The organism is Streptomyces olivaceoviridis (assembly GCF_014650115.1).
Taxonomy (GTDB): domain Bacteria; phylum Actinomycetota; class Actinomycetes; order Streptomycetales; family Streptomycetaceae; genus Streptomyces; species Streptomyces olivaceoviridis.
The window spans coordinates 102,461-121,200 of record NZ_BMUI01000016.1; the positions used below are offsets into that span (position 1 = coordinate 102,461).

The following is an 18,740-nucleotide window of genomic DNA, read 5'->3' on the forward strand; positions in this document are numbered from 1 at the left end:
GCCCTACCGTTTCCAGGACCTGCCGAACCCCGCGGCCAACGGCATCCTCAAGCCGATCGGCGGCGGCGCCGCCAACGCGTCCTCCACGGGGCGCGACACGGTGTGCCCGAACAACGCGCCCATCACGAAATCCACCGCCAGACACAGCACTTCGTCCCGGTGCCCGTGCAAACCGTGCCCGTCGGAGTGCACTTCGAACCGGCACACCTCCCGGTTCACTTTCTTCGCCCGCGCCGCGAACCGGAACGACAGCTCGGGATCGGTCCGTTCGTCGTTCGTGCCGTGGGCGATCAGCACCCGCCGCCCGACGAGCTGCTTCACCGGCTCGGCGGGCGCGGCGACGTCCTCCTCCGGCAGCCAGGGGGCCAGCGCCACCACGGAGTTGACCGCCTCGTGCCCGCCGGCCCGCAGCGCCGCGCGTCCGCCCATGTCCACGCCCACCAGGCACACGGCAACGTCCCCGTACCGTCGTACGACCTCGTCGGCGGCCCACTCGGCATCCGCCGCCAGGTGGGCCTCGCTGCCGTTCCAGCCGCGGTAGCGGTACCGCACGGGATGGACGGCCAGCCCCTCGTCCCGGCCGGCGCGGGCGAGCGCGCGTCCCAGGGAGCGGGCGAGGGTCATCGCCCGGACAGGGGACGGCCGGCGGACGGAGACCTCCTCTCCGCCGGGGAGCAGCAGCACCGCTCCGCTCACCGACGTCGGCTCCGCGCCGACTGCCTTCCCCAGCCCGGCCGTTCGGACCGGCGTCGCTTGCTGTCCCATGGCAGAACAGTGTCAGAAGGCGCGGTGTACTAAACCCGTGCGCCCGGTCACCGTTGCGTATCGACGGAAAGGTGCCGGGAAATCGTCGTCGCGCACCGGGTGCTCTACGCGCGTAGGAGTTAGAGTGCGGAAATGACGAGCCAGACCGCACCGACCGGGAACGCCCCCACCGCGGACCAGATCCGCCGGGCGCCCAAGGTACTGCTGCACGATCATCTCGACGGCGGGCTCCGCCCGGGTACCGTCGTAGACCTCGCCCGGGAGACCGGGTACGCCGACCTTCCCGAGACCGATCCGGACAAGCTGGGCATCTGGTTCCAGGAGGCCGCCGACTCCGGCTCGCTGGAACGGTACCTGGAGACCTTCCGGCACACCGTCGGCGTGCTCCAGACCAAGGAGGCCCTGGTCCGGGTCGCCCGCGAGTGCGCCGAGGACCTCGCCGAGGACGGGGTCGTCTACGCCGAGGTGCGGTACGCGCCCGAGCAGCACCTCGACCGAGGGCTGTCCCTGGAGGAGGTCGTCGAAGCCGTCAACGAGGGGTTCCGGCAGGGCGAGCGGCTCGCCCGCGAGAACGGCCACCGCATCCGGGTCGGCGCCCTGCTGACCGCCATGCGGCACGCCGCCCGCTCCCTGGAGATCGCCGAACTCGCCAACCGCTACCGGGACGCGGGCGTGGTCGGCTTCGACATCGCCGGTGCCGAGGCCGGCTACCCGCCCACCCGGCACCTGGACGCCTTCGAGTACCTCAAGCGCGAGAACAACCACTTCACCATCCACGCCGGCGAGGCCTTCGGGCTGCCGTCCATCTGGCAGGCGCTCCAGTGGTGCGGCGCCGACCGGCTCGGACACGGGGTGCGGATCATCGACGACATCGAGGTCCGCGAGGACGGCTCGGTGCAGCTGGGCCGGCTCGCCTCCTACGTGCGGGACAAGCGGATCCCGCTGGAGCTGTGCCCCAGCTCCAACCTCCAGACCGGGGCCGCGCCCTCCTACGCCGAGCACCCCATCGGGCTGCTGCGCCGGCTGCACTTCCGGGCCACCGTGAACACCGACAACCGGCTGATGTCGCACACCACGATGAGCCGGGAATTCGAGCACCTCGTCGAGGCGTTCGGTTACACGCTCGACGATGTCCAGTGGTTCTCCGTCAATGCGATGAAATCAGCGTTCATTCCTTTCGATGAACGACTCGCGATGATCAATGACGTCATCAAGCCCGGATATGCCGAGCTGAAATCCGAATGGCTGTTCCGTCAGACCGTGTCCACCAGCGGTTCTGGCGGTTCTGAGGCATAGCGGCCGGGTCCTCGCCGGAACGGAACGCGGGCGCACTTTCACAAGGCGTCCGCATTTCGGTGTTTGCGGCGGGTGGCCGGGGATGTTTACGGTCGTGGACCGCTCAGATCGTTTGTGATCTCCCGTCTCCGCATGCAAGGACGCATTCACCATGAAGCAGTCTGCTGCCAAGACCCTCGGTGTCGCCGCCCTCGGCGCCGCTTTCGCCGCCGTCGGTGCGGGCGCGGCCGACGCGGCCCCGGCCAGTCCGGACGCCGGCAAGACGCTGAACACCGTCACCAAGATGCTGCCGCCCGAGCAGGTCATCGAGGCGCTGCCGGACAGCGGTGCCGTGAAGACGGTGAAGCCCGTGGCCAAGACGGGTGTCGCCGCGGCTCTGCCGGTCGTCGGCAAGGGCGCGGCCACCGCGCAGCCTGTCGTCGAGAGCGTCCTCGCCGAGGGGCCGACCAAGCCGGTCGCCGGTCTGCTCGGCGGACTGCCGTTGCGGGGTCTGCCCACGCACGGGGTGCCGATCAACGGGCTTCCGGTCGGCTGAGCCCGGCTTCCGTCCGACCCGCGCGGGGCGCTCCGGTAGGTCCGGACGCGCCCCTGTGGCGTGCCCGCGCCCGTGTCCGCGCCGGGGCCCCGGCTCACCAGGCGGTGCGGGCCTTGTCCTCGGACGGCAGCAGCAGCCACAGCGCTATGTAGAGCAGGAACTGCGGGCCCGGCAGCAGGCAGGACACCAGGAAGATCACCCGCATCGTCGTGGCCGAGGTGCCGAAGCGGCGGGCCAGTCCGGCGCAGACTCCGCCGATCACGCGGCCGTGGGTGGGGCGGGCAAGGGCGGTCATGTCGGCTCCTCCGTGGTCGTCGGCTCGCTCACGAGCCGGTGGCGGGCCCCGTCCGGGACCCCTCAACTGCCTTCAACGGTACGGAGAAGAAGGGGACGAAGCATCACTCTAAGGGGCGATACCGACCCTGGGAATCGTCGGGGTACGGCCCTGAGACAGCTCCTCCTGGACGGAGACCGCCGGTTCGGGAGCCCCGGGTTCCCGCGCGTCCCGGCGCCGCAGCCAGGCGCGGGCCGCCGGTACGACGGCCAGGTGGGCGAGGACGACTCCCGCCGTGTTCAGCAGCAGCGAGTCGACGTCCACGACCCTGCCCGGCACGCCGGTCTGCAACAGGGCGATGCCGAGGGAGAGGAGGGCGCCGGCCGCGGCCGTACGGATCAGGGACGCGACCGGGGAGACGGTGAGCCTGCCGTGCGCCATCGGCAGCAGCACGCCCAGCGGCGCGAGCAGCGCCAGTCCCTCACCGAGGGGTCTGACCGCCCGCGGCCAGCCCAGCGCCAGGTCGGCCCGGATCCCTGCCAGCGGGCGCAGGTTCGGGGGCATCACCCAGGGGACGTCCAGGGGGCGCAGCATCAGCCAGGCGACGAGGGCGAGATGTGCGACGAGGAGGACACCTCCCGTCACACGGATGCGGATCGCGGCGCTGCCGCCGATGGAGCCTTGACGCTGCACGACCCCCTAGACGCGGGGGTGGGGCCGATTGGTTCCGCCGTGGAAACGTTTTGCCTCGTGCGGCGCGCGGCGGCTGGACGACGGGGCCGGCTCACGTGCCCGGTACCGGTACGTGCGGGGCGCCCCGAAGGGGCGCGGGGAACCGCGCGAGCGCCCACCACCGACGTGCAGCCGGACGACGGCCGGAGCCCGTACGGCGGCTAGCCGCGCCGCCGCCCCACCGGGCGCAGCTGTCACACCGACCCTCGCCAGAGGCAACCGCGACGCCACCCCCTCGCCAAGACAACCCCGACGCCACCCCCTCGCCAGAGGCAACCGCGACGCCCCCCCGGGGCACACGCGGCCGTCGCGTCGGCCCCCGCCGAAGGTGAACGGCACCCGAGCTCCCGCGCAAGCCCAGCGCAGCGCTACGCGTTCGGTACCCCGCTCGACGGTGGCTGTGTGGTGCCCGGGTGGTCGCGGACCTCGTCCGTGCAGGCGTAGCGGCGGAGGGGGTCCGGGGCGGGGCCGGCCAGGATGACCGAGCCGTCGTCCTCCGTCGCCGCCGAGTCGGACAGGGTGCACACCAGCTGGGCCAGGGCGTAGGAGGTGAGCCGCGACGGTGCCGTGCCCAGCCGGAGCGTGTCCTCGGGATCCTTCGGGCCGGGCCCGCTCACCCGGAGGCCGCCCGGCACGTACGTCGTATAGCCCGCGGAGCGCTCCGCCGCGGACGGTGACGTGGCCAGCTGGTCCAGCAGTCCCTGCGCCACGATCACCCGCCGCTGGGCGTCCGGGGTGCCTTCCGGGACCCGCACGGTCCGGTCGACGGCCACCAGGGACGCCCCGCACAGCAGGAACACCTGCACCGGCACCCCGCGCGCGGACTGCGCGGACGCATCGGGTCCGGCCAGCGAGCACGGCACCCGGGACGGCGCCGGCCCGAAGTCGGTCGGCACCTCCGTGGCCCGGATGCCGCAGCCGGTGAGCAGCACGCCCAGGAGGGGCAGCGCCAGCAGGCGTCGCACGGTCATGACCCCTCCTTCCCCGAGCTGTCGTGGCCGGTCTCGCCGCCCTTGGTGTCCCCGCCGTCCTCCTCGGTCAGCCGGGAGACGTCCCGTGGCAGCCGGAGCGTGAACACCGCGCCGCCGTTGGGGGAGTTGGCCGCGGTGATCCCGCCGCCGTGGATGTGGGCGTTCTCCAGGGCGATGGACAGGCCGAGCCCGCTGCCCTCGGAGCGCGGCCGGGAGGCGCTCGCCTTGTAGAAGCGGTCGAAGACGTGCGGGAGGACGTCCTCCGGGATGCCGGGCCCGTGGTCGCGGACCTGGATCTCGACCGAGTCGTCCGCCTCCCGGACCGACACCCGCACCGGCGACCCGCCGTGCTTGAGCGCGTTGCCGATCAGGTTGGCCAGGATGACGTCCAGGCGGCGCGGGTCGAGCTGGGCGTGGATGCCGCGCTCGGCGTCCAGCTCGACGGCGTCCAGCCAGGCGCGGGCGTCGATGCACGCGGTGATCTGGTCGGCGATGTCGACGTCGTCCAGGACCAGCCGGGCGGTGCCGGCGTCGAAGCGGGTGACCTCCATCAGGTTCTCGACGAGGTCGTTCAGCCGCCGGGTCTCGCTGACCACCAGCCGGACGGCGGGCTCGATCATCGGGTCCATGCTGCCGGTCTCCGCCTCCAGTTCCTCCTCCAGCACCTCCGTGACGGCGGTGATGGCGGTGAGCGGCGTCCGCAGCTCATGGCTCATGTCGGCCACGAACCGGCGCGAGGCCTCGTCCCGCGCGGCCATCTCCGCGACCCGCTGCTCCAGCGCCTCGGCCGCGTTGTTGAACGTCCGGGACAGATCGGCGAGTTCGTCGGTGCCGGACACCCGCAACCGGGTGTCCAGCCTGCCCTCGCCGAGCCGTCGCGCGGCCACGCCCAGCCGGTGCACGGGCTTCAGCACGGTCGTGGCGGCGGCCTGCGCGAGCAGAGCGGCGCCGATCAGCGCGAGCCCGGTGGCGATGCCCAGCGACCAGGCCAGCGAGTTGAGGTCCTTCGCCTCCGGCTCCAGGGACTTCGCCATGTAGCCGGTCGGACCGCCGCCGATCACGCGCGTACCGGCCACCAGGTAGGGCGTGCCGTGGTCCACGACCCGCTGCCAGTACAGGTGGTACGGCTCCTTGTTCGAGTCGGTCACATTCTGCCGCTTGGTCACGGCGGCCCGCAGCGACCGGGGCACGTCCTCCAGCGAGAAGCCGTTGATGCCGCCCGAGTTGCCGTACACGGTCTTGCCGTCGGCGTCCTGGGCGACCAGGAGCACGCTGAAGTGCTGGCTGCTGGCGGCCATCTGGCCGGCCGCGCGCTGCACCTGGTCCTGCGTCGGGTGTTCCGGCAGCGCGCCCGCGCGGTTCTGCATCTCCTGCCGGAAGTCGCGCAGCACCGCGTCCTGGGCGCGGGTGAGCACGGCCTCCCGGTTCAGCCAGTAGGCGATGCCGGACGCCGACACGGCGGCCGTGAGGGCCACCAGCCCGAAGACGACGACCAGGCGCAGCCTGAGGCTGGTGAACCTGAGCCGCGACAGACTTCCCTTGCGCCCCGCGGCCCAGCCGCGCAGCCCCCCTTGCGTATCGGTCACTGAGGGGCGTCCAGGCGGTAGCCGACACCACGGACGGTACGGATGAGCGTCGGCGAGGACGGCACGTCCTCCACCTTCGCGCGCAGCCGCTGCACACACGCGTCGACCAGGCGCGAGTCACCGAGGTAGTCGTGCTCCCACACCAGCCGCAGCAGTTGCTGCCGGGACAGCGCCTGACCGGGCCGCCGGCTCAGCTCCAGCAGCAGCCGCAGCTCGGTCGGGGTGAGCTGGAGGTCCTCGCCGTTCTTCGTGACGGTCATCGCCGACCGGTCGATGACGAGGTTGCCGAAGGTCGCCGAGTCGCTGGACTCGCGCTCCCCGCGCCGCAGCACGGCCCGGATCCGGGCGTCCAGCACCCGGCCCTGCACCGGCTTGACGACATAGTCGTCGGCGCCGGACTCCAGCCCGACCACGACGTCGATGTCGTCGCTGCGCGCGGTCAGCAGGATGATCGGCAGCTGGTCCGTGCGCCGGATGCGCCGGCACACCTCGAACCCGTCGATGCCGGGCAGCATCACGTCCAGCACGATGAGGTCCGGCCGCTGCTCGCGCAGCAGCTTCAGACCGTCCTCGCCGCTGGCAGCGGTGGCCACCCGGTGTCCCTGGCGCGTCAGGGAGAGCTCCAGGGCCGTACGGATGGCGTCGTCGTCCTCGATCAGCAACAGGGAAGGCACGGGCTCATTCTGGCCCATGGAGGGGTCACCGTACGACCTGCCGGCACCAGGGCATCCGTAACGCCACCGCCTGTGCGCGGTGTGTGACCTGCCCGGGCGGGACCCCTGTGACAGGTCTGTGACAGTCGGCAGACATGGCCATGAAGTCACCCCGGCAGTCTTTTGGGCACGGGCAAGGCCGCCGGCCGGAACCAGCCCGGGCAGGACAGAGTCACCGGAAGTCCACGACGGGGAGCGCGAGATGAACACGCTGCACAGCATCAGCACCAGCGCAGTGGTCACGCGTCTGCACGACGTGCACCGGGGATCGGAGAAGTCCGGTGCTGTGAGCGGGCGGGGGTGCGCTCGCGGCACCGGGCGTCAGCACACCGCGTACATGGCGGTGGTTGACACGCGGGGGGAAGCTCACGGGGGAGCCGCGTACGGGGAGGACCCGGGGGAGCGCCGTTCGCTGACCGAGACTGTAGATGCCGAAGCGGCGTTTACCGCCTACGTCCAGGAGCGCCGCGCCTCCCTGTACGCCACCGCCTACCACCTGACCGGCGACCGCTTCGAGGCCGAGGACCTGTTGCAGAGCGCGCTGTTCTCGACCTACCGGGCGTGGGACCGGATCAGCGACAAGGCCGCGGTCGGCGGATACCTCCGCCGCACCATGACCAACCTGCACATCAGCGCCTGGCGGCGCCGCAAGCTCAACGAGTACCCGACCGAGGAACTGCCGGAGACGCCCTCCGACACGGACGCGATGCGCGGTACCGAGCTGCGCGCGGTCCTGTGGCAGGCGCTGGCCCGGCTGCCCGAACTCCAGCGCACCATGCTGGTCCTGCGCTACTACGAGGGCCGCACGGACCCGGAGATCGCGGAGATCCTCGGCATCAGTGTCGGCACGGTGAAGTCCAGCATCTGGCGCTCGCTGCGCCGGCTGCGCGAGGACGAGGTCCTCAGCTTCGGCCGTGACGAGGAGGACGCCTTCGGCGAGCTGGTCGCCTGAGGTCCGGGGGGAACAACGGGGGAAAGCGGGGGGCCACTGGGGGGTGGACCTTCGGGGGAACACGGGGGAAAACGGGGGAGCGAAAGGAACGGGGCTGGTGGGTCGGGGGTCCTGCCGGCCCCGTTCCTTTCGTGCGTACGGGGGTACGAGCGTTACGCCGCCGTCCGCTGCCGTACCTGCCGGCCCGCCGCCGCTGCCGAGAGCCGGCCCAGCGCCTCGTCCCGGTCGCAGGGATGCGCGCCGAGCGACACCTGGCGGGCGACGATCGACCGCTCCGCGCGCATCAGCCGCCAGCCGCGGCGCAGCAGGAACGGCACCGACTTGCGGCCCTCCTTCAGATCGCGCAGGAAGCGCCGCCGGAAGGTGGTGGCCGGGCCCCGGGACAGGCACAGCGCGTCCGCGAGCAGGCCCAGTTCCCGGCAGCGCTCGACGATCTCGGCGGCGAAGATGCCCTCCGCGATGAACAGCGGGGTACGGCCGATGTGCAGCGCCTCCTCGCCGGTACGGGCGCTCAGCGAGATGTCGTACACCGGCACCGGCGTCGATCCCGTGGCGCACAGCCGGGCGATGGCCTCGACCGCGACGTCCGCGTCCCACGACTCCGGGTGGTCCCAGTCGATGTCCGAACTCCCCTCCACCAGCGGCAGAGTCGGATCGTCACCCTCCTTGTAGAAGTCGTCCAGGCGCAGCACGGGGAGCCCGGAACGGGCGGCGACGAGTGACTTGCCCGAGCCCGAGGGGCCGCACAGCAGCACGACACGGGCGGGATACGGGGGATGAATGCTCACGGAACACCAGTTTGACGCATGGGGGCCGCCCTGCCGACCCCGCGGGTCGGCTTTTGAGCGTGAGTCTCGCCTCAACTACCCTACGTGTCGACACCCTTACCCTGCGCACCAGAAGGTGGCACCAGCGATGGCCCGACACACCTCCCCCCGGCACTCCACCGCGCAGCGCGCCCTGATCGTCCTCGCGACCGCCGGAGCGGCCCTGGGCGCGGGAGCGGCGACGGCGTCCGCCGACTCGATCCCCGGCGTGGGCCTCAACTACCGCCCCGTGAACCTCGGCAACGTCGATCCCCAGGCGGGCGCGCGCGCCCTGACCGGCGTGGTGGGCTACGTGACCGGCCCGGTCGCCGGTCTCAAGCCCAACCCGCTCGCGGGCACGGGCGTGGACCCGCTCGACAACGGCGTGGGCACCCAGCTGGCCGACTTCAAGCCGGTCGGCTCCCAGATGCTGACGCGCCCGCTCGCGCAGGCGCAGTCACTCGGCAGCGTTCCGGTGGTGGGCCAGGCCCTGGGGGGCCTGGGCCACTGAAAGCGCCTTGCGAGGGGCGCGGGGCGAGTCCGGCATGCGGCTCCGCCGCGCGGGCGCGACCAGTCACTGCGCACCCGCGGCCGGCGGACGACGGCGGTTCTCCGCCGGACCCCGTCAGTAGGAGGAACCGCTCGCGCCCAACGCCCCCGTCGGATGCCACACCGTCTTGGTCTCCAGGAACGCCGTCATCCGCTCGGTCCCCGGCGTCTCGAAGTAATCCACAGCCTGTGGACGGAGCACCCGCTTCAGGTTGTCGGCCGCCGCGATCTCCAGTTCCTTCGCCAGGCCCTCGTCCGCGCCCGCGAGGTCGATCGCGTTGACGTCCTGGTGCGCGGCCAGCGGCGCCGCGATCTCCGCCGTGCGGCCGGACAGGACGTTGACGACACCGCCCGGGACGTCGGAGGTGGCCAGCACCTCGCCCAGCGACAGGGCCGGCAGCGGGGCCTTCTCCGAGGCGATCACGACCGCCGTGTTGCCGGTGGCGATCACCGGGGCCACGACCGACACCAGGCCGAGGAAGGACGACTCCTGCGGGGCCAGGACGGCGACCACGCCGGTCGGCTCCGGGGAGGAGAGGTTGAAGTACGGGCCCGCGACCGGGTTGGCGCCGCCGATCACCTGGGCGATCTTGTCGGTCCAGCCCGCGTACCAGACCCAGCGGTCGATCGTCGCGTCCACGACGGCCGCCGCCTTCGACTTCGACAGGCCCTCCGCGTCCGCGACCTCCCGGACGAACTGCTCCCTGCGGCCCTCCAGCATCTCCGCGACGCGGTAGAGGACCTGGCCGCGGTTGTAGGCGGTCGCGCCGGACCAGCCGCCGAACGCCTTGCGCGCGGCGACCACCGCGTCACGGGCGTCCTTGCGGGAGGACAGCGGAGCGTTGGCCAGCCAGTTGCCCTTCGAGTCCGTCACCTCGTACACCCGGCCGCTCTCGGAACGCGGGAACTTCCCGCCGACGTACAGCTTGTAGGTCTTGAACACACTGAGTCGGTCAGACATCGAGGTACGCCTCCAGGCCGTGACGGCCGCCCTCGCGGCCGAAGCCCGACTCCTTGTAACCGCCGAACGGCGAGGTCGGGTCGAACTTGTTGAACGTGTTGGACCAGACGACACCGGCGCGCAGCTTGTTCGCGACGGCCAGGATCCGCGAGCCCTTCTCGGTCCAGATGCCGGCCGAGAGGCCGTACTGGGTGTTGTTGGCCTTGGCGACGGCCTCGTCGGGCGTACGGAAGGTGAGGACCGACAGCACCGGGCCGAAGATCTCGTCGCGGGCGATGGTGTGCGCCTGGGTGACGTTCGTGAACAGCGTCGGGGCGAACCAGTAGCCGGCGGAGGGGAGTTCGCAGGCCGGCGCCCAGCGCTCGGCGCCCTCCGCCTCGCCCTGCTCGGCCAGCGCGGTGATCCGGGCCAGCTGCTCGGCGGAGTTGATCGCGCCGATGTCGGTGTTCTTGTCCAGCGGGTCGCCGAGGCGGAGCGTGGACAGGCGGCGCTTGAGGGAGTCCAGCAGTTCGTCCTGGATCGACTCCTGGACCAGCAGGCGGGAGCCCGCGCAGCAGACCTGGCCCTGGTTGAAGAAGATGCCGTTGACGATGCCCTCGACGGCCTGGTCGATCGGCGCGTCGTCGAAGACGATGTTCGCGCCCTTGCCGCCCAGTTCGAGGGTGAGCTTCTTGCGGGTGCCGGCGACCGTGCGGGCGATCTCCTTGCCGACGGCCGTGGAGCCGGTGAAGGCGACCTTGTTCACGTCGGGGTGCGCGACCAGCGCGGCGCCCGTGTCGCCGTACCCCGGGAGGATGTTGACGACACCCTTGGGCAGGCCCGCCTGGCGGCAGATGTCCGCGAAGAACAGGGCCGACAGCGGGGTCGTCTCGGCGGGCTTCAGGACGACCGTGTTGCCGGTCGCGAGGGCCGGGGCGATCTTCCAGGCCAGCATCAGCAGCGGGAAGTTCCACGGGATGACCTGGCCGGCCACGCCCAGCGGCTTCGGGTCCGGGCCGAAGCCGGCGTGGCCGAGCTTGTCGGCCCAGCCCGCGTAGTAGAAGAAGTGCGCGGCGACCAGCGGGAGGTCCGCGTCGCGGGTCTCCTTGATCGGCTTGCCGTTGTCCAGCGTCTCCAGGACCGCCAGCTCACGGCTGCGCTCCTGGATGATCCGGGCGATGCGGAACAGGTACTTGGCGCGCTCGGAGCCGGGCAGCGCGGACCACTTCTCGAACGCCTTGCGGGCGGCCTTGACGGCACGGTCGACGTCGTCGGAACCGGCCTGGGCGACCTCGGCGAGGACCTCCTCCGTCGACGGCGAGACCGTCTTGAAGACCTTGCCGTCGGCCGCCTCGGTGAACTCGCCGTCGATGAACAGGCCGTACGAGGGCGCGATGTCGACGATCGCGCGGGACTCGGGGGCGGGTGCGTACTCGAATGCCATGGGGGATCAGTCCACCGTCACGTAGTCGGGACCGGAGTAGCGGCCGGTGGCCAGCTTCTGGCGCTGCATCAGCAGGTCGTTCAGGAGCGAGGAGGCGCCGAAGCGGAACCAGTGGTTGTCCAGCCAGTCCTCGCCCGCGGTCTCGTTGACCAGGACCAGGAACTTGATCGCGTCCTTGCTGGTGCGGATGCCGCCGGCCGGCTTCACGCCGACCTGGACCCCGGTCTGGGCCCGGAAGTCGCGGACCGCTTCCAGCATGAGGAGGGTGTTCGCGGGCGTGGCGTTGACGGCGACCTTGCCCGTCGACGTCTTGATGAAGTCGGCGCCGGCCAGCATGCCGAGCCAGGAGGCACGGCGGATGTTGTCGTACGTCGACAGCTCGCCGGTCTCGAAGATGACCTTCAGCCGGGCGCTCGTCCCGCAGGTTTCCTTCACGGCGACGATCTCGTCGTACACCTTCAGGTACTTGCCGGCGAGGAACGCGCCCCGGTCGATGACCATGTCGATCTCGTCGGCGCCGGCGGCGACGGCGTCACGGACGTCGGCCAGCTTCACGTCGAGCGCGGCACGGCCGGCCGGGAAGGCGGTGGCCACCGAGGCGACCTTCACACCGGAACCGGCGACGGCCTCCTTGGCGACGGCCACCATGTCGGGGTAGACGCAGACCGCGGCCGTCGTCGGGGTCGTGCGGTCCGTGGGGTCGGGGTGGACCGCCTTGGCGCCGAGCGCCCGGACCTTGCCCGGGGTGTCCGCGCCTTCCAGCGTCGTCAGGTCGACCATCGAGATGGCGAGGTCGATGGCGTACGCCTTCGCGGTGGTCTTGATGGAACGGGTGCCGAGGGACGCCGCGCGCGCCTCCAGGCCGACCGCGTCGACGCCGGGCAGCCCGTGGAGGAAGCGGCGCAGCGTGCTGTCGGACGCGGTGACGTCAGCGAGAGCGTGAGCTGTGGGTGCGGTAGTGGGCATGGTCACCAGACGAGCATATCTACGCGCGTAGCGGCTGTACACCCCTGTGCTCGTCCCCGAGGCCGAGATCACGGATGAGCGCCGGTTCACGGGCGCGTGGCCGCACCACGGACGGCGTCGGGCAGAATCGGGGCCATGACCACCCCGGACCATCCGTCACCCGCGTCACAGCCGCCGGCGCCCGTCGCCAAGGACCGCGTCTACCGTTCGCCCCTCGGGCTGACGGGCGGCGCGCTGCTGCTCCTGGTCGTCCTCTGGCTGGGCTTCGACGCCCTGTTCAAGGGCCACGGCCGGACGCCGTGGCTGGCGCTGGCCGGGATGATCCTGATCGTGCCGCTGCTGCTCGCCTTCACGCTCCGCCCGGCGGTGTTCGCGGGCGAGGACCGGCTGCGCGTCCGCAACCCGTTCCGGGTGATCACCCTGCCCTGGGGCGAGATCGCCGACCTGCGCTCCGGCTACTCCAACGAGGTGTTCGCCAAGTCCGGCACCAAGTACCAGCTGTGGGCGATCCCCGTCTCGCTGCGGGCCCGCAAGAAGGCGATCCGCCGGCAGCAGCGGGCGGCGGCGGACGCGGCCCGGGGCGGCCGGGGCGGGGCGCTCGCGCCGAGCGGCCTCGGCTTCGGCGGGTTCGGCGTGCGCGGCCCGGACGCGGGGCCGGCCCGGGCGCAGACCGACCAGGTCATGACCGAGCTGGAGGACATCCTGGAGCGGCGCGGGGAGGCCGAGTCGGCGCAGGGCGAGATCACCGTGCGCTGGGCCTACGAGGTGGCCGCGCCCGCGGTCGCCGGAGCGGTGCTGCTGGCGATTCTGCTGGCCGTGGGCTGAGGAAGCCTCGGGGGCCGTCCGCGGTCGCTGCCGGGAGCCGGGGCCACGGCCTGGGCGGGCTGAAGCGTGGTTCTCATGTGGGGGCCGCGCCTGCTGGGCGTGACGGGGGCGGTCGGCCGCTGTGGCCGGGGTGGGTCCCGGTGTGCTTCGTGTACTTCGTCTCCGTTCTCCGGGGTGAGGTCCGGCCGTCCTGCCTGTGTGGCCTGTCCGGGCGGGACGTTCGGTGCGGGCGTGTCGGTGGCGGGCGGGTGCCGTGGTGGCCGGTGGCCAAGGGGGGTGGCGTGCTTCGTCTCCTTGCCAGGGTCGCGGGCCGTCCTTCCTGCGTGGCCTGTTCGGGCGGGTGGCTCGCCGGGGGCGGGACGTTCGGTGCGGGCGTGTCGGTGGCGGGCGGGTGCCGTGGTGGCCGGTGGCCGGGGCCAACCGTTCGCCGCTGTCGAGTGTCTGGACTGCCATGAGTGCTAATCCCGGACGGCCGCTGCGGCTGCCCGCCGCGGCCGTACCCGCCGGCTGCCCGTCCTGGAGCGGTGAGCACCCCCGCCGCTGGCTCGACGCGCTGCCGCCGCGCTGGGTGCCGCTGCCCTCCCGGACCGGGCACCTGATGACCGCGTCCGCCGCCGCTGCCGCGATCACCGGGCTGCTGGCGCTCCCCGCCGGATGGCGTCCGTGGGCGGCGGCCCTGCTGGCGCTGCACGCGCTGTGGCTGTGCGTGCGCCCGGAGATCGTGCCGGTGTCGGCGCCCGTGCTGGCGGTGCTGCTGGTCGTGCTGCGGCCCGGGAGGCTGTGGCCGGCCGCCGTGATCGTCCTGGCGTCGGTCTGGGCGGTGGCCGTGCTGCGGCTGGTGGCGCGGCGCGGACAGCGGGAGCGGGTCCGGGACGCGGCCGGCGGCATCACCGCTCCGCTGCCGGACGCCGGCCGGTCCCTGCCCCGTGGCCTGCTCCTCGTCGGGTGCGGAGGTGTCCTGCTCGCGCTCGGGCTCGCTGCCGTAGCCGTCCTGCCCGCCCACGGTCCGGACGCGGGCGAGGGGGCGCGGGCGCTGCCGGCGACGGCCTGGCTGGTGGCGGGGCTGGGCCTGACCACGCTCGTCTCCGGGCTGCTGGGCCGGCGCCGGGCCACCGTCCTGCGCGACGCGGCGGCGCCCGTGCTGCGGGTGCTCGTGCGGGAGGGCGCCGACGGTGACACCGAGGTCTTCGCCGCCGACGACACGGCCGGGGTGCGTCCCCTGTTCCGCGTCGCCGTCACGGAGGTCCGGGACGGCGACGCGGAGCCCGACGACCCCGACGACGAGGACGGCACGGAGGAGCTGGAGGACGGCACGGAGGAGCTGGCGGAGTTCCTGGAGCGGATCGACCGGGAGGGGCCGGGACCGCCGAGGGAGGCCGTGCTGTACGGCGTGCCCTGCGACGGCGCCGAGATCCTGCTGGTCACGGCCGCCGGGAAGGCGGACGCGCCGCCGGTGGTGGAACGGTCGTCGGGGCCCGTACGGCCGCTGTCCGAGGCGTCGGTACGGCGGCTGACGGCCGGGGAGAAGCGCCGGGCGGCCCGGCGGGCGGCGTACGCGGAGCTGCGCCGGTCGGCCGGGGAAGCGGTCGCGGCGGAAGCGGTCGCGGGGGAGGCGGACGGCGCGGCCCCGGCGGGCGTACGGCAGTGGCGGGCGGGGCTGCTGCACCGGCTCTGCGCGCTGCTGCTCGTGCTGTGGGGCAGCGGCTTCTTCTGGGGCGCGACCGGCGGGTGGCGGGGCGCGCTCGGAGCCCTCGCCGGTTTCGTGGGGGCGCTGTGGCTGCCCCACTGGCTCGCCTGGCGGATCACGGCCGACAGCGAGGGGCTGTGGTTCAACGGGCTGCGCGGACCCCGGCATCTTCCGTGGGACGAGATCAGGACCGTCGCGTGCACGAGCACCGAGCTGAAGGTGGACAGCCGACGGGCCTCCTTCACGCCCTGGTCGGCTGCCGCTCCCCGCTCCCCGCTGGCCGTGGCTGGAGCGCCGGTTCGGGCTCGTGCATCCGCACGAGCGGACCGCGAGTGAGATCACCGCCCTGTGGCGCGACCCGTCGCTGCGCCCGTCCGTACCCGCCGACGCCGGCCGGCGGGGCCGGCCGCTGTGGCCGCTGGCGCTGGTACTCGCGGCCGGCTGGACGGCGGCCCTGCTGTTCCTGTGGTGAGGGCGGACGGAGGCCCCGCTCTTCCTGCGGTGAGGGCGGACGGAGCCCTGCCGGACCTGTCCTGAGGACGGACAGGAACGGCAGGGCCCCGGAGCCTCAGATACCGGCAGCCGCCGACAGGTCGCGCTTGACGGCCGTCAGCAGCTCCGTCGCGCGGGCGCGGGCGGCCGGCAGGTCGGCGTGCGCGGAGACCGGTACGACGACCTCCAGGTAGCACTTCAGCTTCGGCTCGGTGCCGCTGGGGCGGACGATCACCCGGGCGCCGTCGAGGGTGTAGCGCAGGCCGTCCGTGGGCGGCAGCTTCTCCGTGCCCCGGGTCAGGTCCTCGGCCCGGACGACGGGCAGGCCCGCCAGCCCGGTCGGCGGCTGCTCGCGCAGGCGGCGCATCGCGTCCGCGATCAGCGACAGGTCCTGGACGCGGACCGACAGCTGGTCGGTGGCGTGCAGGCCGTGCTCCACGGCGAGGTCGTCGAGCAGGTCGAGGAGGGTACGGCCCTCCTCCTTGAGCACGGACGCCAGCTCGGTGATCAGCAGCGCGGCGGTGATGCCGTCCTTGTCGCGCACGCCCTCCGGGTCGACGCAGTAACCGAGGGCCTCCTCGTAGCCGTAACGCAGGCCGTCGACACGGGCGATCCACTTGAAGCCGGTCAGGGTCTCCTCGTACGGCAGCCCCGCCTTCTGTGCGATCCGGCCGAGCAGGGAGGAGGAGACGATCGACTCGGCGAAGGTGCCCTGCGCGCCACGGCGGACCAGGTGGGCGGCGAGCAGGGCGCCGACCTCGTCGCCGCGCAGCATCCGCCAGTCGCCGCCGTCCTTCACGGCCACCGCACAGCGGTCCGCGTCGGGGTCGTTGGCGATCACCAGGTCCGGGTCGGTGGCGCGGGCCCGCGCGAACGCCAGGTCCATCGCGCCCGGCTCCTCCGGGTTCGGGAAGGCGACCGTCGGGAAGTCCGGGTCCGGGTCGGCCTGCTCGGCGACCAGCACCGGCTCGGGGAAGCCGGCGCGGGCGAACGCGGCCAGCAGGACGTCCCGGCCGACGCCGTGCATCGCCGTGTAGACCGTGCGGGCGGTACGGGGGGAGGCGGGGTCCAGTACGGCGTCCGTACGGGCGAGGTAGGCGTCCAGGACCGACTCGTCCAGGGTCTGCCAGCCGCTCTCCGGACGGGGTACGTCGTGCAGGGAGGCGACCGCGTCGATCTCGGCGGCGATCTCCGCGTCGGCGGGCGGGACGATCTGGGAGCCGTCGCCGAGGTAGACCTTGTAGCCGTTGTCCCGGGGCGGGTTGTGGCTGGCGGTGACCTCGACGCCCGCGACCGCGCCGAGGTGCCTTATCGCGAAGGCCAGCACGGGGGTGGGCAGCGGGCGGGGGAGTACGGCCGCGCGCAGACCGGCGCCGGTCATCACGGCGGCGGTGTCCCGGGCGAAGTCGGCGGACTTGTGGCGGGCGTCGTAGCCGATGACGACAAGTCCACCGGGGTGGCCGTTCTTCTTCAGGTACGCGGCCAGGCCGGCGGCGGCGCGGATGACGACGGCGCGGTTCATGCGCATCGGGCCGGCGCCCAGCTCGCCCCGCAGGCCGGCGGTGCCGAACTGGAGTGTGCCGGAGAAGCGGGCCGACAGTTCCTCGACGGCACCGGCGTCGATCAGCCCGGCCAGTTCGTCGCGGGTCTCCGGGTCCGGGTCCTCGGCGAGCCAGGCCTTGGCCCGGGCGATGAGATCGTCGTGCACCTTGGGATCAACCTCTCCTGTGTTTGCCTGGTCCAACTGGGGGTTCCGCCCCCGGCCCCCACCCTGCCGCCGACGCCCCCTGGGAGCCGCGCGCGGCATGGAAGGGAGCTTGCCGCATCGCGCGCTGCTCGGGGCCACGCGCCGCGCACGGCCGCGTGCGGTACCGCGCCCGCTGTGAGCCGCCGGCCGCACGGCAGGCCACTCCTGGCTGCTCGCGGTACCGCGCCTGCCCCGGGCCGCCGGCAGCCGCTGGTCGCACTCCTGAGAGCCGCCCGCAGCACCACCACCGCCGAAGCCGAGCCCAGCGGCTCTGTTCGAAGCCGAGCCCGGCGCGCCGCCCGAAGCCGGGTGCGGCGCCCCGCTCGAAGTCGAGCCCCACGCCCGCCCAGAGCCAAGCCCAGCGCTCCGCCCGAAGCCGGCCGGCGCGCCGCCCCGGCCGAAGCCGAGCCTCACACCCGCTCGAAGCCAAGCCCGATGCCCCGCCCAGGGCCAAGCACGCCGCCCCGCCCAGGGCCGGCCGGCACTCCGCCCCGCCCCAAGCCGACCGGCACGCCCGTTCCGCCCGAAGCCGACCGGCGCGTAGGCCCCGTCGAAGCCGAGCGCAGCGGCTTGTCAGATCCTGCCCAGTACCCGTGCCAGCAGTTCGCCCATGCGGGCCGCCGAGTCGCGGCCGGCCTGGAGGACCTCCTCGTGGTTGAGGGGTTCGCCGGTCATGCCCGCGGCCAGGTTGGTGACCAGGGAGATGCCGAGCACCTCGGCGCCGGCCTCGCGGGCGGCGATGGCCTCCAGGACCGTGGACATGCCGACCAGGTCCGCGCCGATGACGCGGGCCATGCGGATCTCGGCCGGGGTCTCGTAGTGCGGGCCGGGGAACTGGGCGTAGACGCCCTCCTCCAGCGTGGGGTCGATCTCCTTGCACAGGGCGCGCAGGCGCGGCGAGTACAGGTCCGTCAGGTCGACGAAGTTCGCGCCGACGATCGGGGACGTCGCCGTCAGGTTGATGTGGTCGCTGATCAGCACCGGCTGGCCGGGCCGCATGCCCTCGCGCAGACCGCCGCAGCCGTTGGTCAGCACGATGGTCTTGCAGCCGGCCGCGACCGCCGTACGGACGCCGTGCGCCACCGCGGCCACGCCACGGCCCTCGTAGTAGTGGGTGCGGCCCAGGAAGACCAGGGCGCGCTTGTCACCGAAGGAGTACGAGCGGATCTTGCCACCGTGGCCCTCGACGGCCGGCGGCGGGAAGCCGGGCAGCTCGGTGACCTGGAACTCGGCGTCGGGTGCCCCCAGGGCGTCGACGGCCGGAGCCCAGCCGGAGCCCATCACGAGGGCGACGTCGTGGGTCTCGGCGCCCGTGAGCGCGCGCAGGCGCGCGGCGGCGGCGTCGGCGGCGGCGTAGGGATCGCCCTGGATGTCGTCCGGAAGAAGAGATGCGTTCACGCCGATGAGGGTAGCCGGTCTTCGCCTACGCGCGTAGATGACAGAGCTCACGGGTTTGTTTT

General features: G+C 72.9%; 19 protein-coding genes. 7 read left to right on the top strand and 12 right to left on the bottom strand.

The window, feature by feature from the left end; translation table 11 throughout:
* Window positions 1-3: 3 nt before the first annotated feature.
* Window positions 4-765: an alpha/beta hydrolase gene (locus IE273_RS27155; RefSeq protein ID WP_189817802.1), complete on the bottom strand. Its 762-nt coding sequence runs from the start codon at window positions 763-765 to the stop codon at window positions 4-6.
* Between the two features lie 132 nt (window positions 766-897).
* Between IE273_RS27155 and IE273_RS27160 the strand changes: the two genes are divergently transcribed.
* Together IE273_RS27160 and IE273_RS27165 are read left to right on the top strand one after the other, a co-directional pair.
* On the top strand, window positions 898-2,061 hold the full coding sequence (locus IE273_RS27160; protein WP_189817803.1) for an adenosine deaminase: 1,164 nt from the start codon (window positions 898-900) through the stop codon (window positions 2,059-2,061).
* A gap of 151 nt (window positions 2,062-2,212) precedes the next feature.
* Window positions 2,213-2,596 carry an ATP-binding protein gene (locus IE273_RS27165; protein ID WP_189817804.1) on the top strand — a complete coding sequence of 128 codons (384 nt, stop codon included), beginning with the start codon at window positions 2,213-2,215 and terminating at the stop codon, window positions 2,594-2,596.
* Between the two features lie 94 nt (window positions 2,597-2,690).
* On the opposite strand, the gene IE273_RS27170 is transcribed toward IE273_RS27165, so the two are convergent.
* The 5 genes from IE273_RS27170 to afsQ1 all read right to left on the bottom strand — a co-directional run bounded on the left by IE273_RS27170 (window position 2,691) and on the right by afsQ1 (window position 6,833).
* Window positions 2,691-2,891: a PspC domain-containing protein gene (locus IE273_RS27170; protein WP_189817805.1), complete on the bottom strand. Its 201-nt coding sequence runs from the start codon at window positions 2,889-2,891 to the stop codon at window positions 2,691-2,693.
* Between the two features lie 108 nt (window positions 2,892-2,999).
* Window positions 3,000-3,563, bottom strand: a complete 564-nt coding sequence (locus tag IE273_RS27175) for a VanZ family protein (RefSeq protein ID WP_189817806.1) — start codon at window positions 3,561-3,563, stop codon at window positions 3,000-3,002.
* A 407-nt stretch (window positions 3,564-3,970) separates the two neighbouring features.
* Window positions 3,971-4,573, bottom strand: coding sequence for a hypothetical protein (locus tag IE273_RS27180; RefSeq protein ID WP_189817807.1), 603 nt, complete (start codon window positions 4,571-4,573; stop codon window positions 3,971-3,973).
* Window positions 4,570-6,159, bottom strand: coding sequence for an ATP-binding protein (locus tag IE273_RS27185; protein ID WP_189817808.1), 1,590 nt, complete (start codon window positions 6,157-6,159; stop codon window positions 4,570-4,572). Before IE273_RS27185 ends, IE273_RS27180 begins: the two co-directional genes overlap by 4 nt.
* A complete protein-coding gene (gene afsQ1, locus IE273_RS27190; protein WP_106980762.1) occupies window positions 6,156-6,833 on the bottom strand; it encodes a two-component system response regulator AfsQ1 in 678 nt (225 codons plus the stop codon). The genes IE273_RS27185 and afsQ1 overlap by 4 nt, the downstream gene beginning before the upstream one ends.
* A 241-nt stretch (window positions 6,834-7,074) precedes the next feature.
* Between afsQ1 and IE273_RS27195 the strand changes: the two genes are divergently transcribed.
* Complete coding sequence (locus IE273_RS27195) at window positions 7,075-7,824, top strand: SigE family RNA polymerase sigma factor (RefSeq protein ID WP_189817809.1); 750 nt, start codon at window positions 7,075-7,077, stop codon at window positions 7,822-7,824.
* A gap of 152 nt (window positions 7,825-7,976) precedes the next feature.
* Here the strand turns inward: IE273_RS27195 and IE273_RS27200 are convergent, their stop codons facing one another.
* Window positions 7,977-8,579 (bottom strand): uridine kinase family protein, encoded by a 603-nt coding sequence (locus IE273_RS27200; protein ID WP_189817889.1) that lies wholly within the window; start codon window positions 8,577-8,579, stop codon window positions 7,977-7,979.
* A 160-nt stretch (window positions 8,580-8,739) separates the two neighbouring features.
* Here IE273_RS27200 and IE273_RS27205 point away from each other — a divergent pair, with 160 nt between their 5' ends.
* Window positions 8,740-9,141, top strand: a complete 402-nt coding sequence (locus IE273_RS27205; protein ID WP_189817810.1) for a hypothetical protein — start codon at window positions 8,740-8,742, stop codon at window positions 9,139-9,141.
* 114 nt (window positions 9,142-9,255) lie between these two features.
* On the opposite strand, the gene IE273_RS27210 is transcribed toward IE273_RS27205, so the two are convergent.
* Genes IE273_RS27210 through deoC form a run of 3 tightly spaced genes read right to left on the bottom strand, consistent with a single transcriptional unit; the run spans window position 9,256 to window position 12,529 of the window.
* Window positions 9,256-10,140, bottom strand: a complete 885-nt coding sequence (locus IE273_RS27210; RefSeq protein WP_189817811.1) for an aldehyde dehydrogenase family protein — start codon at window positions 10,138-10,140, stop codon at window positions 9,256-9,258.
* Window positions 10,133-11,563 carry an aldehyde dehydrogenase family protein gene (locus IE273_RS27215; RefSeq protein WP_189817812.1) on the bottom strand — a complete coding sequence of 477 codons (1,431 nt, stop codon included), beginning with the start codon at window positions 11,561-11,563 and terminating at the stop codon, window positions 10,133-10,135. The genes IE273_RS27210 and IE273_RS27215 overlap by 8 nt, the downstream gene beginning before the upstream one ends.
* 6 nt (window positions 11,564-11,569) lie before the next feature.
* Entirely contained in the window at window positions 11,570-12,529 is a 960-nt protein-coding gene (gene deoC / locus IE273_RS27220) for a deoxyribose-phosphate aldolase (protein WP_189817890.1), read from the bottom strand.
* A gap of 135 nt (window positions 12,530-12,664) precedes the next feature.
* Between deoC and IE273_RS27225 the strand changes: the two genes are divergently transcribed.
* The 3 genes from IE273_RS27225 to IE273_RS43855 all read left to right on the top strand — a co-directional run bounded on the left by IE273_RS27225 (window position 12,665) and on the right by IE273_RS43855 (window position 15,513).
* A complete protein-coding gene (locus IE273_RS27225; protein WP_189817813.1) occupies window positions 12,665-13,354 on the top strand; it encodes a PH domain-containing protein in 690 nt (229 codons plus the stop codon).
* A 451-nt stretch (window positions 13,355-13,805) separates the two neighbouring features.
* Window positions 13,806-15,377: a hypothetical protein gene (locus IE273_RS27230; RefSeq protein WP_229887593.1), complete on the top strand. Its 1,572-nt coding sequence runs from the start codon at window positions 13,806-13,808 to the stop codon at window positions 15,375-15,377.
* On the top strand, window positions 15,349-15,513 hold the full coding sequence (locus IE273_RS43855; RefSeq protein ID WP_229887595.1) for a hypothetical protein: 165 nt from the start codon (window positions 15,349-15,351) through the stop codon (window positions 15,511-15,513). Before IE273_RS27230 ends, IE273_RS43855 begins: the two co-directional genes overlap by 29 nt.
* Window positions 15,514-15,609: 96 nt before the next feature.
* On the opposite strand, the gene IE273_RS27235 is transcribed toward IE273_RS43855, so the two are convergent.
* Together IE273_RS27235 and IE273_RS27240 are read right to left on the bottom strand one after the other, a co-directional pair.
* On the bottom strand, window positions 15,610-17,241 hold the full coding sequence (locus tag IE273_RS27235) for a phospho-sugar mutase (RefSeq protein ID WP_189817814.1): 1,632 nt from the start codon (window positions 17,239-17,241) through the stop codon (window positions 15,610-15,612).
* 612 nt (window positions 17,242-17,853) lie between these two features.
* Window positions 17,854-18,678 (bottom strand): purine-nucleoside phosphorylase, encoded by an 825-nt coding sequence (locus IE273_RS27240; RefSeq protein ID WP_014674592.1) that lies wholly within the window; start codon window positions 18,676-18,678, stop codon window positions 17,854-17,856.
* Window positions 18,679-18,740: the final 62 nt, after the last annotated feature.

What these genes read in the sequence shown, in the direction of transcription:
- IE273_RS27180 (WP_189817807.1), bottom strand. Translation starts at nt 4,573, where the DNA reads ATGACCGTGCGACGCCTGCTGGCGCTGCCCCTCCTGGGCGTGCTGCTC.
- IE273_RS27205 (WP_189817810.1), top strand. Translation starts at nt 8,740, where the DNA reads ATGGCCCGACACACCTCCCCCCGGCACTCCACCGCGCAGCGCGCCCTG.
- deoC (WP_189817890.1), bottom strand. Translation starts at nt 12,529, where the DNA reads ATGCCCACTACCGCACCCACAGCTCACGCTCTCGCTGACGTCACCGCG.
- IE273_RS27170 (WP_189817805.1), bottom strand. Translation starts at nt 2,891, where the DNA reads ATGACCGCCCTTGCCCGCCCCACCCACGGCCGCGTGATCGGCGGAGTC.
- IE273_RS27225 (WP_189817813.1), top strand. Translation starts at nt 12,665, where the DNA reads ATGACCACCCCGGACCATCCGTCACCCGCGTCACAGCCGCCGGCGCCC.
- IE273_RS27160 (WP_189817803.1), top strand. Translation starts at nt 898, where the DNA reads ATGACGAGCCAGACCGCACCGACCGGGAACGCCCCCACCGCGGACCAG.
- IE273_RS27165 (WP_189817804.1), top strand. Translation starts at nt 2,213, where the DNA reads ATGAAGCAGTCTGCTGCCAAGACCCTCGGTGTCGCCGCCCTCGGCGCC.
- IE273_RS27230 (WP_229887593.1), top strand. Translation starts at nt 13,806, where the DNA reads ATGAGTGCTAATCCCGGACGGCCGCTGCGGCTGCCCGCCGCGGCCGTA.
- IE273_RS27215 (WP_189817812.1), bottom strand. Translation starts at nt 11,563, where the DNA reads ATGGCATTCGAGTACGCACCCGCCCCCGAGTCCCGCGCGATCGTCGAC.
- IE273_RS27155 (WP_189817802.1), bottom strand. Translation starts at nt 765, where the DNA reads ATGGGACAGCAAGCGACGCCGGTCCGAACGGCCGGGCTGGGGAAGGCA.
- IE273_RS27195 (WP_189817809.1), top strand. Translation starts at nt 7,075, where the DNA reads ATGAACACGCTGCACAGCATCAGCACCAGCGCAGTGGTCACGCGTCTG.
- IE273_RS27210 (WP_189817811.1), bottom strand. Translation starts at nt 10,140, where the DNA reads ATGTCTGACCGACTCAGTGTGTTCAAGACCTACAAGCTGTACGTCGGC.